This window comes from Geodermatophilus sp. SYSU D01106, assembly GCF_054049995.1.
This window is the reverse complement of the sequence record NZ_JBJGYM010000029.1, coordinates 1-14,130: the sequence shown is the minus strand read 5'-3', so window position 1 is coordinate 14,130 and position 14,130 is coordinate 1. Positions and strand designations below refer to the sequence as shown.

Sequence of the window (14,130 nt, the reverse complement as noted above, 5' to 3'; positions counted from 1 at the left end):
CCGCTAGTCACGCCGGCCGTTGCCGCGGCGGCGGGGGGACGCGCCCGGCGGCTGGCGCACCGGCTCCACCTCCGGCGCGGGCGGGTTGTCCAGCGTCAGCTCGGCCTCGTCGACGGTGACCCGGCGGCCGTGGTGGTGCACGTCGAGCGGCTCGCCGTCGAGCAGCCGGTAGGTGGTCCGCTCCTTCTCGATCGCCACCTCCACGGTGCGCCCCTGGTAGGCCAGCCGGAACCGCAGCCGGCTGATCCGGGAGGGCAGCCGCGGCGCGAACAGCAGCCGGCCGTCGTGGTCGCGCATGCCGCCGAACCCGGCGACGGCGACCGTCCAGCCGCCGGCCAGCGAGGCGATGTGCAGGCCGTGGCCGGCGTTGCCGTGCAGGTTCTGCAGGTCGGTGAGCGCGGCCTCGCCCCAGTAGTCGTAGGCGAGCTCGAGGTGCCCGGTCTCGGCGGCGACGACGGCCTGCTGCGCCGCCGACAGCGACGAGTCGCGCACCGTGCGGGCCTCGTAGTAGGCGAAGTCGGCGACCTTCTCCTCGTGGGTGAAGGCGTCCCCGCGCAGGTGCAGCGCCATCACCAGGTCGGCCTGCTTGACCACCTGCTTGCGGTAGATCTCGAAGTAGGGGTAGTGCAGCAGCAGCGGGTAGTGCGAGGCCGGCGTCCCGGCGAAGTCCCACTCCTCGTGGTGGGTGAACGCCTCGGACTGCATGTGCACCCCGAGCCGGGAGTCCCACGGCACCCGCATGAGCCGCGCGGCCCGGTGCCAGTAGGCGACCTCCTCCTCGGTGACCTGCAGCCGCCCGGCGACGTCGGGCTGCCGCTCGACCGCCCGCGCCGCCTCGCGCAGGTTCCGCTGCGCCATGAGGTTCGTGTAGACGTTGTTGTCGACCACCGCGGTGTACTCGTCGGGGCCGGTCACCCCGTCGATGCGGAAGCCGTCCTCGGCGTCGAAGTGCCCGAGCGAGGCCCACAGCCGGGCGGTCTCGATGAGCAGCTCGGTGCCGAAGTCGCGGTCGAACTCGTCGTCGCCGGTGGCGTGCCAGTAGCGGACGACGGCGTCGGCGATGTCGGCGTTGATGTGGAAGGCCGCCGTCCCCGCGGGCCAGTAGCCGCTGGTCTCCTCGCCGCGGATGGTCCGCCACGGGAACGCCGCGCCCTGCCGGCCGAGCTCGCTGGCCCGCGCCCGGGCCAGGTCGAGGGTGGAGTGCCGCCAGCGCAGCGCGTCGCGGACCGCGTCGGGGGCGATGTAGGTGAGCACGGGGAGCACGTAGGTCTCGGTGTCCCAGAAGGTGTGCCCGTCGTAGCCCGGGCCGGTGAGCCCCTTGGCCGGGACGGGCTGGCGCTCGGCGCGCAGCGAGGCCTGCAGCACGTGGAAGACGCCGACGCGGACCGCCTGCTGCAGCTCGTCGTCGCCCTCGATCTCGACGTCGGCCAGCGCCCAGTGCGAGTCGAGGACCTCCTTCTGCTCGCGCAGCAGCCGCTCGAAGCCGGCGAGCTTCGCCGTCGCCAGGGCGCCCTCCACCTGGTCGCGCAGCGCGGCGGCCGAGCGGCGGGAGCTCCAGCCGTAGGCGAGGTACTTGACCAGCTTCAGCGACGAGCCCTGGGGCAGGCGGGCGGCGAGGGTGAAGCGGGCGAGGTCCTCGCCGGCCTCCATGTCCTCGGTGGCGCTGTCGGGCACGTCGACGACGTGGTCCATGCCGGCGGCCATGAGCAGCCTGCTGCGGCGGGTGCGGTGCACCAGCACCGCCCGCTGGCCGCGGCCGACGGCGAGCTCGTTGACCAGCGGGCGGCGCAGCGCGGCGGCGGCGCGCGGGTCGTCGCTCTCGCTACCGCTGTCGACCGGCTCGTTGGCCAGCAGGTCCGACTGCAGCGCCACGTACAGGTCGCCGCGGTTGTCGGTGCACTCGACGGAGTACTCGATGGCGGCGATCGAGCGGCGCCGCAGCGACACCAGCCGGGTGCTGGTGACCTTGACCGTGCGCCCGTTGGGCGAGCGCCACTCGGTGACCCGGCGCAGCACGCCGCGGCGCAGGTCGAGGGTGCGCCGGTGCTCGACGATCTCGCCGTAGTCGAGGTCGAGCGGGGTGTCGCCGACCAGCAGCCGCACCAGCTTGCCGTCGGTGACGTTGACGACCGTCTGCCCCTGCTCGGGGAAGCCGTAGCCGGCCTCGGCGTAGGGCAGCGGCCGCTCCTCGAAGAAGCCGTTGAGGTAGGTGCCGGGGACGACGATCGGCTCGCCCTCCTCGAACGAGCCGCGCATGCCGATGTGCCCGTTGGCGAGGGCGAACACCGACTCGTGCACGCCGAGGGAGGCGTGGTCCAGGCCGATCTCGGTGAGCGCCCACGGCTCGACCGGGAAGCTGGGGCGGCCCTCGGTCATGCCCGGTCCCCCAGCAGCTGGTCGAGGTCGGTGACGACGACGTCGGCGCCGTTCTCGCGCAGCGCGTCGGCCTGGCCCACCCGGTCGACGCCGACGACGAGGCCGAAGTCGCCCGCCCGACCGGCGGCCACACCGGCCAGCGCGTCCTCGAAGACGGCGGCCTCGCCGGGCTCCACGCCGAGCGCGCGGGCGCCGGCGAGGAAGGTGTCGGGCGCGGGCTTGCCGCGCAGGCCCTGCACGGCGGTGACCACGCCGTCGACGCGGGCGTCGATGAGGTCGGCGAACCCGCCGGCGGCGATCACCTGCTCCCCGTTGGCCGAGGCGGTGACGACGGCGGTGGCCAGGCCCGCCTCCTTCACCGCGCGCAGGTAGGTCATCGACGCCGGGTAGACCTCGACGCCGTTCTCCGCCAGCTCGGCGAGCAGCAGCTCGTTCTTGCGGCTGCCGATGCCGTGCACCGTGGCGGCGTCGGGCGGGTCCTCCGGCGTGCCCTCGGGCAGGGTGATGCCGCGGCTGGCGAGGAAGTCGCGCACGCCGTCGGCGCGGGGCTTGCCGTCGACGTAGCGGTTGTAGTCGAGCTGGGTGAACTCGACGGCCCGCGGGTCGGTGGAGCGCAGGTACTCGTCGAAGGTGCGCTTCCAGGCGGCCATGTGGACCGTCGCCGTCCGGGTGAGGACGCCGTCCATGTCGAAGAGGCAGGCGCGGATGCGGTCCGGGAGTCCGAGCACGCGACGACGCTACCCACGGCGGCGGCGGACCGGCGCGTCGAGATCACCCGCGCGATCACCTAGGCGGTGGTCGCAGGGCGCCGGGGACGGCGGCTGCCTAGGGTCGGCGCGGGGTGGCGCGTCCGTGCGCCCCGCCCGCCCGAGCGCCCGAGGAGAGGACCGCCATGGCCGACCGGCCCGTCCCGCCGAACCCGTACGACTTCCTGCCGCCCGTGCCGTCGTTCACGGTGACGAGCGCCGACCTGACCGACGGCGAGGTCATGCCGATGCCGCACGTCAGCGGCGTGATGGGCGCCGGCGGCGAGGACCGCTCGCCCCAGCTGTCGTGGTCGGGCGCGCCCGAGGGGACGCGGGGCTACGCCGTCACCGTCTACGACCCCGACGCCCCCACCGCCAGCGGCTTCTGGCACTGGGTCGTCACCGGCATCCCCGGGTCGGTCACCGAGCTGCCCTCGGGTGCCGGCGACCAGGAGGGGGCGGGCCTGCCCGGGGGCGCCCGCCAGCTGCGCAACGACGGCGGCTTCCCCGGCTACGTCGGTGCCGCTCCCCCGGCCGGGCACGGCCCGCACCGCTACCTCGTCGTGGTGCACGCGCTCGACACCGAGGACATGGGCGTGCCGGCCGACGCCACCCCGGCCTTCCACGGCTTCAACCTCTTCGGGCACACGCTGGCCCGGGCGACGCTGGTGGTCACCTACACGCAGGAGTAGCCCCGGCCCAGCCGGAACGACACCGTCCGCCCCGGACGGGTGCGCGCGGCCCGGTGCCGGGTACCCCGGGTCCATGAGCGCTCAAGCAGTGGCGCCACCCCGTGCCGGCCGGCCGGCGCGCGCGCTGCTGGTCCCGGCCGCCGTCCTGCTGCTCCTGGGGTCCCTGCTGGGCGCCCCGGGGCGGGCGGCGGCCGGGCCGCCGGCGGCCGAGGTCGTCCCCGCGGTCGCCGGAGCGTGGACGGTGCCCGGCACGCTGGCGGTCGCGCTGACCGTCCAGGCCGAGCCCTCGGCGGGCCTGACCCGGCGCGCCCTGGACGCCGGGGACGCCCGGACGGGCCGGCGCACCGCCGACAACGGCGCGGCCGCCGACCGCCCGTTCCCCACCGCCTCGATGGTCAAGCTGTTCCTCGCCGAGGACCTGCTGCACCGCGCCCGGGCCGGCTCCGTGGCCCTCGACGGCCGCGACTGGCGGCTGCTGCAGGAGATGATCCGCAGCTCCGACGACCCCGCCGCCTCGGAGCTGTGGGTGCGCTTCGACGGCCCGCGGATGGTGCGCGACGTCGCCGCCCGCTACGGCCTGACCGGCACCGCTCCGCCGGCCGACCCGTCGCAGTGGGGCGAGACGACGACCACCGCCCGGGACCTCGCCCGCTTCCTCGCCGAGCTGCCCCGGGTGGCCGCTCCCGCCGACGCCGCCACCCTGCTCGCCTGGATGCGCACCGCCACGCCGCTGGCCGCCGACGGCTTCGACCAGCGCTTCGGCGCCTTCGGCACGCTGCCCGGGATGCCCGCGGTCAAGCAGGGCTGGATGTGCTGCGTGGACGGCAACCGGCACCTGCACTCGGTCGCGGTGAGCGGCGACCGGGTGGTGGTGCTGCTCAGCGAGGTGCCGCGGTCGGTGTCCTACGACCAGGCCCGCGCGGCGCTGTCGGCCGCCGCGGCCGCGCTGCCGCCGCCCCGCGCCTGAGCTCCCGGCGGCTCAGGGACCCGGCGGGCGGGCCGCGACGCCGGTGGCGCCGAGCCAGGCGAAGCCGACCCGCTCGTACACCCGCGCGACGTCGTCGTCCCCGGCGGTGAGGAAGACCAGCTCGGCGGTCTCCCGGGCCTGCGCGACCAGCGCGGAGGCCAGCGCCGCGCCCACGCCCCGGCCGCGGCGGCGCGGGGAGCTCGCCACCCCGACGATCTCGGTGATCTCGGTGCCGTCGACGTCGACCGGCGAGTGCGAGCCCACCCCCACCGGCTGCCCGTCCTCCAGGGCCACCATCACGACGGTGCGGCCGGTGGCCACCCGCTCGCGCAGCACCTCGGCCCGCGCGGCCGAGGGGCCCTCGAGGTCGTCGGGGTGGGCGTCGTCGGCGTGCGGGGCGAAGCCGGTCTCCAGCAGGTGCTGGTAGTGCGGCAGGGCCGGGTCCTCGGAGCCCACGAGGTAGAGCCGCACCCCGGGGGGCAGCAGCAGCTCCACCGGGTCGTCGACCACCAGCAGCGGGAACTCCGACACCACGAGGCCCGCCTCGCGGGCGGCAGCCCCGAGCGACGGCGTCCGCTGGGTCACCCACTCGACGGCGGCCGGCAGCCCGGCCTCCTCCTGCAGCTCGACGGCGGCGCGGACGTCGGCGGCGGTCACCCGGCCGACGCCGCGGCGCGGGCGGGCCGGGTGGGGCCAGGCCGCCGAGCCCACCGGCACGTCGAGCCCGCCGACCGGGACGACGCGCGTGTCGGGCAGCGGCGCGGCGGCGGCGTACCGCTCGACGCAGTCGAGCAGCCCTCGGCGGGTCGGCACACCGGAACCCTAGACGCGGCGGCCCGTCCCGGCCCCCGGCGGACCCGGGATCACACCCCGGTGCGCCCGGGCGGGTGACCCGCCGGTCGGGGTACCGGCCCACGGGCGGCACGATGGGCCGCGTGACGGCAGGGACCCGGCCCCAGATCTCGCCCTACGCGGCGTTCGACCGCGAGGCGTGGCGCGCCCTCGCCGGCTCCGGCACCCTCCCGCTCGACGAGGCCGAGCTGCGCGCGCTGCGCAGCCTCGGCGACCGCATCGACCTCGACGAGGTCGCCACCGTCTACCTGCCGCTGGCCGAGCTCCTGCGCCTGCACGTCACCGCCAGCCAGCGCCTGTGGGCCGCGCAGAGCCGGTTCCTCGGCGACACCACAGCCAAGGTCCCCTACGTCATCGCCGTCGCCGGCAGCGTCGCCGTCGGCAAGTCCACCACCGCCCGGCTGCTGCAGACCCTGCTCGCCGCCGGGCCGGACTCCCCCCGCGTCGACCTGGTGACCACCGACGGGTTCCTCTGGCCCAACGCCGTCCTCGAGCAGCGCGGGCTGATGTCGCGCAAGGGCTTCCCGGAGAGCTACGACCGGCGGGCGCTGATCCGCTTCCTCGCCGACCTCAAGTCCGGCCGCGGCGAGGTGAGCGCGCCGGTCTACAGCCACCAGTCCTACGACGTGCTGCCCGGGCAGCGGCAGCTGGTCGACCGGCCCGACATCCTCGTGCTCGAGGGGCTCAACGTGCTGCAGGCCGGCCGCCGCGACGACGGCCGGGTGCCGGAGGTGTTCCTGTCGGACTTCTTCGACTTCTCCGTCTACGTCGACGCCGGCGAGTCCGATATCCAGCAGTGGTACGTCGAGCGGTTCCTCGCCCTGCGGCGCACCGCCTTCGCCGACACCTCGGCCTACTTCCACCGCTACGCCGACCTCAGCGACGACGACGCCCGCGCCACCGCGCTGTCGATCTGGGCGGCGGTGAACGGGCCGAACCTGCGGCAGAACATCGCGCCGACGCGCTCGCGGGCCCGGCTGGTGCTGCAGAAGTCCGCCGACCACTCGGTGCGGCGCATCCTGCTCCGCAAGCTCTGACCCCTCTCCCTCGTTGCCCGTCCCGTTCTCGTGGCGGCTGTGGCTATGAGTTGGGGATAACGGACTGAGCGGGCCGTCGGCGGGGCGTGCAGGCATGGCGAGGTGTGACGACCCGGGCGGGTGACGTCGTGAGTTCCGTCACCTGACGGGCGGCGGGAGCGGGCGCACACTCGGAGACGTCCGGTCACCGGACGACCACGAACCGTCACACCGCCGCCGTCCGCGGCGGACAGATCGGGAGCCTCCGATGTGCGTACACCCCACCCCCTGCCCCGACGCGACCAGCGACGCCCGTGACCTCGCGGCCGTCGTGAGCGGCCACCCCGAGCAGGGCTGGAGCCTGCTGTGCAACGGCGTCGTCCTCTTCGACGACGACGGCGAGCTGCTGCCCGACGGCCGCGCGGTCGCCGACCACCACCAGTGGCGGACGGCGGGCCTCGTCAGCGCCTGACCCTCCCCCGGGGCCGGCGCGGGAGGTCAGTCGAACGCCGCGCCGGCCGCGTCGGTCAGCAGGGCGGTGAACGCCGCCGGGTCGGGGTCGGCCGCGTCCGGCGCCGCCGACTGGGCCAGCAGCAGCCCCCGCGTGCCGTCGAGGACGACGCCGACGAGCACGTTGCGCGGGTCCCGGCCCTCCGCGTCGACCGTCACCCGGACGGCGGCGCTCTGCTCCCCCAGCGCGGGCGCGTCGAGGGCGGCCACCTCGGCCGTCGCGCTCCAGCCCCACGGCCCGCTGGTGGTGACCGACGCGCAGTCGGCCAGCAGCCGGTCGAGCGGGAGCTGCAGGTCCGCCAGGGCCGGGGACTCCCCGATCGCCTCCACCGTCTGCGTCGACGGCGTCCGGGCCACCTGGGCGGCCACGCTGAGCGAGTCCTCGAGGCCCTCGAGCGCGGGCAGCGCGTCCAGGGCGGCGGCGCACTCCGGCGGCTCCACGGTCACCGCGTCGGACCACTCGTCCCACCGGTCGCCGTCGCCGTCGGTGTCGTCGTGCCAGGGGCCGTACCAGCCGCCGTACCAGCCGCCGTACCAGCCGCCTCCCCACCCTCCCCAGCCGCCGCCGGCGGTGCCGAGCTGGTCGGTGGTGACGGTGACGACGGTGGCGTCCGCGCCGAACGCCTCCGCCGGGAGCAGCCGGTCACGCAGCTCGCCGCCGCCGGCCGGCTCCTCGGCCGGGCTCGGGGACGGCGTCGGTGAGGGGGCGGGCGCGGTCTCGGACGGCGTCGGGGACGGCGTCGCGGACGTCGTCGCGGACGTCGTCGACTCCTCGGTGGCCGCCGCCGGGGCGAGCGGCCCCGGGTCCCGGGCGCCGACGCCGGCGCAGCCCGCCGTCAGCAGGGCACCCGCGGCCAGCGCCGCCCCCGCCGTCCGGACCCGCCGCCTGCTGCTCGACCGCGACACTCCCATGGGCCGATGGTCCTCCCGGCCGACGGCGGCGTCACCGGCCACAGGTCGGAACCGGACCGCGCCTCTGGTCGTTTCCGGACGGTCCGCCGCCGCTCCCTCCCCCGGAGGTCCCCGTGCCGACCACCTCGCTCTCCCTCCCCCCGGTTCCCGCCCAGGCCGACCGGCTGGTCGCCCTCGGCCTGCACGAGCGCGCCGGGCTCACGGCCGCCGAGCTGCGGTCGGCGGCCGAGGCCGCTGCCCTGACCGCCGCCGCGAGGGACGACGCGCTGCTGGTGCTCGACCCCGCGTCGGTGCCTCCGTCGGCGCTGGTGCCCGGGGTGCGGTGGGGGGACCGGCCGGCGTTCGTCGTGGTCGACATGACCGACCTCGACGACTTCGCGCCGGTCCCGGGCGCCGAGCCACCGCCGGGCCCCGCCTACCTGCTGTGCGGGCCCGACCGCGGCGACGAGTACCTGGACGTGACACCGGACGAGGCGCTGCCGCGGATCCGGGCGGCCGGGCGCTCGCCGCTCACGCTGGCGGAGGGCCTCACCTGGCTGCTGCAGTGCCCCGACGTGCTCGAGCGCAACGCCTGCACGATGACCGTCGGCTCGCGGCTGCGGCGGGCGAACGGGTCGCTCGACGCGCGCACCCCGGCGCTGTGGATCAGCAACGGCACCGGCCGCGACGGCCGGGAGCGCCGCAACGCGCCCAAGGTCGGCTGGTGCTGGGCGGGCAACCGGCACACCTGGCTCGGCATCGCCTCGGCGTCCGGACGGGTCGCCCTGCCCTGACCCCGCCGCCCTGATCGACCAGATCGGCGATGTGGTCGCCACCGGAGTCCGGTGGCGACCACACCGCGGATCTCGCCGGCGTCAGGCCGGGGCTCCCACCACGTCGGCGGCGGTACCGAGGTCGTCGGGGGCGCCCTCGCCGCGGTCGGGCACCTGCGTCCGCGGCGCGGAGGCGGGCTCCGGCTCGGCGAACGCCTCCGGCGGCGGGCAGGAACAGACCAGGTTGCGGTCGCCGAAGGCCTGGTCGATCCGGCGCACCGGCGCCAGGTAGCCGCGGGTGGTCAGCGAGGACACCGGGAACACCGCCGTCGACCGCGGGTAGGGCCGCTCCCACTCCCCGGCGAGCATCTTCAGCGTGTGGGGGGCGTTGCGCAGCGGGTTGTCCTCGCGGTCGTACTCCCCGCTGGCCACCCGCTCGATCTCGCCGCGGATGGCCACCATCGCCGCGACGAACCGGTCGAGCTCGTCCTTGTCCTCGCTCTCGGTGGGCTCGACCATCAGCGTGCCGGCCACCGGGAAGCTCATCGTCGGGGCGTGGAAGCCGAAGTCGACCAGCCGCTTGGCGACGTCGTCGTTGGTGATCCCGGTGGCCCGGGTGAGCGGCCGGATGTCGAGGATGCACTCGTGGGCGACCAGCCCGTTCTCCCCGGCGTAGAGCACGGGGAAGTGCTCGCGCAGCCGGGCGGCGAGGTAGTTGGCGCCCAGCACCGCGTGCTCGGTGGCGCGCTGGAGCCCGTCGGGGCCCATCAGCCGCAGGTAGGCCCAGGAGATCGGCAGGATCCCGGCCGACCCGAACGGTGCCCCCGAGACCGCCGGGCCCTGCCCGCCGGTCTCCACCAGCGGGTGCCCGGGGAGGAAGGGCACCAGGTGCTCCCGGACGCCGATCGGGCCGACGCCGGGCCCGCCGCCGCCGTGCGGGATGCAGAACGTCTTGTGGAGGTTGAGGTGGCTGACGTCGGAGCCGAACCGGCCCGGCCGCGCCAGCCCCACCATCGCGTTGAGGTTGGCGCCGTCGACGTAGACCTGGCCGCCGGCGTCGTGCACCGCGGCGCAGATCTCCCGGATCTCGGTCTCGAACACCCCGTGCGTCGACGGGTAGGTGATCATGATCGCCGCGAGCCGGTCGGCGTGCTGGTCGATCTTCGCGCGCAGGTCGGCGACGTCGACGTTGCCGGCCTCGTCGCAGGCCACCACGACCACCCGCATCCCGGCCATGACGGCGCTGGCGGCGTTCGTGCCGTGCGCGGAGCTCGGGATGAGGCAGACGTCGCGGTGGGACTCGCCGCGGGAGGCGTGGTAGCCGCGGATCGCCAGCAGGCCGGCGAACTCGCCCTGCGAGCCGGCGTTGGGCTGCACGCTGACCGCGGCGTAGCCGGTGATCTCCGCGAGCCAGGTGCACAGCTCGTCGATCAGCTGCCGGTAGCCGCGGGCCCGGTCGGCCGGGGCGAAGGGGTGCAGCCCGGCGAACTCCGGCCACGTGATCGCGGCCATCTCGACGGCGGAGTTGAGCTTCATCGTGCAGGAGCCCAGCGGGATCATCGTGCGGTCCAGCGCGAGGTCCTTGTCCGACAGCGAGCGCAGGTAGCGCATCATCGCCGTCTCCGAGCGGTGCGCGGAGAAGACCGGGTGCGTGAGGAACGGGGTGCGCCGGCGCAGCTCGTCGGGCAGCGCGTCGGGGCCGTCGTCGTCCAGGGCCACGTCCACGTCCACGAGGTCCGCCGCCACCCCGAAGGCCTCGGCGACCAGGCGCAGCACGTCCGGCGTCGTCGTCTCGTCGCAGGCGACGGCCACGGTGTCGGCGTCGACCAGGCGCAGGTCCACGTCGCGCTCGGCGGCCGCGGCGACCACCTCGGCGGCGCGGCCGGGGACGCGGGCCTGCACGGTGTCGAAGAACGACCCGTGCACGACCTCGACGCCGCCGGCGCGCAGCCACGCGGCCAGCGCCAGGGCGCTGCGGTGCACGCGGGCGGCGATCGCGGTGAGCCCCTCGGGCCCGTGGTAGACGGCGTAGGCGCCGGCCATCACGGCCAGCAGCACCTGCGCGGTGCAGATGTTGCTCGTCGCCTTCTCGCGGCGGATGTGCTGCTCGCGGGTCTGCAGCGCCAGCCGGTAGGCGACGTCGCCGTCGGCGTCGACCGAGACGCCGACCAGCCGGCCGGGCAGCTGGCGGGCCAGGCCCTCGCGGACCGACAGGTAGCCGGCGTGCGGGCCGCCGTAGCCGAGGGGGACGCCGAAGCGCTGGGTGCTGCCGCAGGCGACGTCGGCGCCCCACTCGCCCGGCGCCTCCAGCAGGGTGAGGGCGAGGACGTCGGCGGCGACGACGACCGAGGCGCCGGCGGCGTGCGCGGCCTCGGCGAGGGCGCGGTGGTCGCGGACGGCGCCACTGGCCCCGGGGTAGGACACGAGGACGCCGAACGCGCCGGCCTCGGGCAGGTCGGTGGGCCAGCCCCGGCTGAGGTCGGCGACGTGCAGGCCGATGCCCAGGGGCTCGGCGCGGGTCTCGAGGACGGCGAGGGTCTGCGGCAGCGTGTCGGCGTCGACGACGAAGACCGCGCCCGCCTTGGCCCGCCCGGCGCGGCGGACCAGCGTCATCGCCTCGGCCGCGGCGGTGGCCTCGTCGAGCATCGAGGCGCCGGCGACGGGCAGGCCGGTGAGGTCGGCGACCATCGTCTGGAAGTTCAGCAGCGCCTCGAGCCGGCCCTGGCTGATCTCGGGCTGGTAGGGCGTGTAGGCGGTGTACCAGGCGGGGTTCTCGAGGATGTTCCGCTGGATGACCGCCGGGGTGACGGTGCCGGAGTAGCCGAGGCCGATCATCGGGACGGTCACCCGGTTGGCCGCGGCCCGCTCGCGCAGCTCCGCGAGGACGGCGGCCTCGTCGGCGGCGGCGGGGAGGCTCAGCGCGTCGCGGTCGCGGACGGTCTCGGGGACGGTCGCGTCGACCAGCGACTGCAGCGAGTCGTACCCGACCGCCTCGAGCATCGCGGCGGTCTCGTCGGCGCGTGGGCCGATGTGACGGGCCGCGAACGAGCCCGCGGGGCTCAGCGACCGGAGTGACGGGAGAGGGCCAGCGACTGCGTCCGCCATTGTCACGACGCTACCAGCGGCTCTCGGACACCCGTCCCGCCGTGGCCGCGACGCTTGTCGCATGGCGGGGTCTCCCGCCCAGGCCCCCGGGGCGTCCTCCGGCGGTGGTCCGGACGAGCGGGGGCCCGGAGGGTCCCCCGAGTCGGGACGGGACGCAGGACGAGGACCGCGGGACGCGAGCCGCCCTGCGAGGTCGGCGAGCCGAGCGGGGGCCGGAGGCCTCCCGAGGCACGCCGAGGAACGGCTCCGCGCCTGTGGGGCACGGCACCGGGCCGCGGTGCGGTCCGGAGGACCGCGATGTGTCAGGCGGGCTGGGCGCGGCGCCGGCGACGCATCGCCAGCTCGTCGTCGGCGGCCACCAGCGGGGCGCCGTCGAGCCGCTCGGCCGGGAGCTCGGCGAGCTCCCCCGACAGCTCGCGCAGCGCACCGGAGACGGCGATGCCGAAGACGCCCTGCCCGCCGGCGAGCAGGTCGACGACCTCCTCGGCGGAGGTGCACTCGTAGACCGTGGCCCCGTCGCTGAACAGCGTGACGTTGGCGAGGTCCTTGATGCCGCGGTTGCGCAGGTGGTCGACGGCCTTGCGGATGTTCTGCAGCGACACCCCGGTGTCGAGCAGCCGCTTGACCACCTTCAGCACCAGGATGTCCCGGAACGAGTACAGCCGCTGCGTCCCCGAGCCGGTCGCACTGCGGACCGATGGGGCGACCAGGCCGGTACGGGCCCAGTAGTCCAGCTGGCGGTAGGTGATCCCGGCGGCGGCACACGCCGTCGGGCCGCGGTACCCGACGAGGTCGGTGTCGACCTCGTCGTAGTCCGTCACCCCCACGGCGGCGTCGCTGAAGAGCTGACCCTGGGAGCCCTCGCTCTGGTCGCTCACGACAGCGGTCCTCCTTCGCGTGCCGTCGCGGGCGCGACGGCCACTCCGGTCCGATCCGCTTCCCCTCGGATCACACCGGTGTCGTCCGCGACCGTAAGCCGGGCCACCAGGGCGGTCAACTGACGCGGGCGGCGTGTCGCCGCAACCACCCCGGTCGGGGGGTATCGGCAGGTGCGTGCGGCTGCTGTAGCCGGCGCGGTGCGGGTGGGACCCGTGTGACGGGCGAGGCGCCCGGGGTCCCACCCGTCCCGTGCGCTCAGGCCGACCCGGAGCCGGCGCCGAAGTCCTCGGGCGAGATCTGGTCGAGGAACTCGCGGAACTTCTCGACCTCGTCCTCCTGCTCGTCGGGGATCTCGATCCCCACCTCGTCGAGCAGGTCCTCGGCCCCGTAGATGGGCGCGCCGGTGCGGACGGCGAGGGCGACGGCGTCCGACGGGCGGGCGCTGACGACGCGGTCGTCACCGAAGACGAGCTCGGCGATGTAGATGCCGTCACGCATCTCGGTGATGTTGACCGCCTCGAGGGTGGCGCCCAGCGTGCGGACGACCTCGCGGAGCAGGTCGTGCGTCATCGGCCGCGCCGGCCGGACACCCTGCTGCTCGAACGCGATGGCCGCGGCCTCGACGGCGCCGATCCAGATGGGCAGGTAGCGCTCGCCCTGCGTCTCCTTGAGCAGCAGGATCGGCTGGTTGCCGGGCAGCTCGACCCGGACCCCGACGACTCTGAGTTCCTGCACGGTGGGGCTCCCTCAGCTGCGGCGGTACGGGTGGTCACCGGTGCGGCGCGGACGGGCGGGCCTCCCGGGCCTGTCCACCGTACGCCGGACTCAGGAGGGCAGGAGACCCCGGAGGCGCGCCTCCAGCAGCCCCCGGTGCAGCTGCACGGACAGCGCCGAGAGCTCGGCCAGCTTGGCCGCCGCGCGGTCGCGGGCGTCCTCCGCGCGGGAGCGCAGGACGGGGGCGAGCAGCTGCTCGACGAGGTCCGCCTCGCGCTCCGCGGCGGTGCGGAAGAAGCGCAGGTGACGGGCCTCGATGCCGTGCCGGGCGAGGCCCGCGGCGGCGCGCGCGACCGGCAGGTCGGCCGCCGGGTGGCGGCCGTCGGCGTCGGGCACGAGCAGCCCGTACTGGACGCAGTCGGCGAGCTGGCCCGGGTCGAGTCCGGCCGCCGCGGCGAAGGCGTCGGCGTCCATCGGGCCGGACACGCCGCCGTCGCCCGCCGGGCCGGCCGGTGGCGCGGGCGACGGAGCGGGCGGCGGCTCGGGCGGCGGGGCCGCGGCCCCGGGGGCGGCCGGCGGCGGGCTGCCGGCACCGGGTGCCGGCAGCCC

The 14,130-nt window shown here is 75.9% G+C and carries 12 protein-coding genes and 1 pseudogene; 5 read left to right on the top strand and 8 right to left on the bottom strand.

What is annotated here, in order from left to right; all coding sequences use genetic code 11:
• Positions 1 to 3: 3 nt before the first annotated feature.
• Together ACI78R_RS21495 and ACI78R_RS21490 are read right to left on the bottom strand one after the other, a co-directional pair.
• Positions 4 to 2,376, bottom strand: coding sequence for a glycoside hydrolase family 65 protein (locus ACI78R_RS21495; RefSeq protein WP_457042213.1), 2,373 nt, complete (start codon positions 2,374 to 2,376; stop codon positions 4 to 6).
• Positions 2,373 to 3,104, bottom strand: a complete 732-nt coding sequence (locus tag ACI78R_RS21490; RefSeq protein ID WP_457042212.1) for an HAD family hydrolase — start codon at positions 3,102 to 3,104, stop codon at positions 2,373 to 2,375. The genes ACI78R_RS21495 and ACI78R_RS21490 overlap by 4 nt, the downstream gene beginning before the upstream one ends.
• Positions 3,105 to 3,268: 164 nt before the next feature.
• Between ACI78R_RS21490 and ACI78R_RS21485 the strand changes: the two genes are divergently transcribed.
• On the top strand, positions 3,269 to 3,814 hold the full coding sequence (locus ACI78R_RS21485) for a YbhB/YbcL family Raf kinase inhibitor-like protein (RefSeq protein WP_457042211.1): 546 nt from the start codon (positions 3,269 to 3,271) through the stop codon (positions 3,812 to 3,814).
• Positions 3,815 to 3,887: 73 nt separating this feature from the next.
• Positions 3,888 to 4,781, top strand: coding sequence for a serine hydrolase (locus ACI78R_RS21480; protein ID WP_457042210.1), 894 nt, complete (start codon positions 3,888 to 3,890; stop codon positions 4,779 to 4,781).
• Between the two features lie 12 nt (positions 4,782 to 4,793).
• Here ACI78R_RS21480 and ACI78R_RS21475 read toward each other — a convergent pair whose 3' ends face one another.
• Positions 4,794 to 5,594, bottom strand: a complete 801-nt coding sequence (locus ACI78R_RS21475; protein ID WP_073419804.1) for a GNAT family N-acetyltransferase — start codon at positions 5,592 to 5,594, stop codon at positions 4,794 to 4,796.
• A gap of 113 nt (positions 5,595 to 5,707) precedes the next feature.
• Between ACI78R_RS21475 and coaA the strand changes: the two genes are divergently transcribed.
• Positions 5,708 to 6,670 (top strand): type I pantothenate kinase, encoded by a 963-nt coding sequence (gene coaA / locus ACI78R_RS21470; protein ID WP_073420659.1) that lies wholly within the window; start codon positions 5,708 to 5,710, stop codon positions 6,668 to 6,670.
• 247 nt (positions 6,671 to 6,917) lie between these two features.
• On the top strand, positions 6,918 to 7,121 hold the full coding sequence (locus tag ACI78R_RS21465; RefSeq protein ID WP_073419803.1) for a DUF5999 family protein: 204 nt from the start codon (positions 6,918 to 6,920) through the stop codon (positions 7,119 to 7,121).
• A gap of 26 nt (positions 7,122 to 7,147) precedes the next feature.
• Here the strand turns inward: ACI78R_RS21465 and ACI78R_RS21460 are convergent, their stop codons facing one another.
• The gene (locus ACI78R_RS21460) at positions 7,148 to 8,071 is read right to left on the bottom strand and encodes a hypothetical protein (protein ID WP_457042209.1); all 924 of its coding nucleotides are present in this window, start codon (positions 8,069 to 8,071) and stop codon (positions 7,148 to 7,150) included.
• Positions 8,072 to 8,184: 113 nt separating this feature from the next.
• Here ACI78R_RS21460 and ACI78R_RS21455 point away from each other — a divergent pair, with 113 nt between their 5' ends.
• Positions 8,185 to 8,844 carry a DUF5701 family protein gene (locus tag ACI78R_RS21455; protein WP_457042208.1) on the top strand — a complete coding sequence of 220 codons (660 nt, stop codon included), beginning with the start codon at positions 8,185 to 8,187 and terminating at the stop codon, positions 8,842 to 8,844.
• An 81-nt stretch (positions 8,845 to 8,925) separates the two neighbouring features.
• Here the strand turns inward: ACI78R_RS21455 and gcvP are convergent, their stop codons facing one another.
• The 4 genes and pseudogenes from gcvP to ACI78R_RS21435 form a co-directional block, all read right to left on the bottom strand.
• Entirely contained in the window at positions 8,926 to 11,928 is a 3,003-nt protein-coding gene (gcvP, locus tag ACI78R_RS21450) for an aminomethyl-transferring glycine dehydrogenase (protein ID WP_457042207.1), read from the bottom strand.
• Between the two features lie 302 nt (positions 11,929 to 12,230).
• A complete protein-coding gene (locus ACI78R_RS21445) occupies positions 12,231 to 12,806 on the bottom strand; it encodes a MerR family transcriptional regulator (RefSeq protein ID WP_073419799.1) in 576 nt (191 codons plus the stop codon).
• Positions 12,807 to 13,062: 256 nt separating this feature from the next.
• On the bottom strand, positions 13,063 to 13,542 hold the full coding sequence (locus ACI78R_RS21440) for a bifunctional nuclease family protein (RefSeq protein ID WP_073419798.1): 480 nt from the start codon (positions 13,540 to 13,542) through the stop codon (positions 13,063 to 13,065).
• 90 nt (positions 13,543 to 13,632) lie between these two features.
• Positions 13,633 to 14,130: pseudogene (locus ACI78R_RS21435) on the bottom strand (hypothetical protein); the annotation flags it as partial.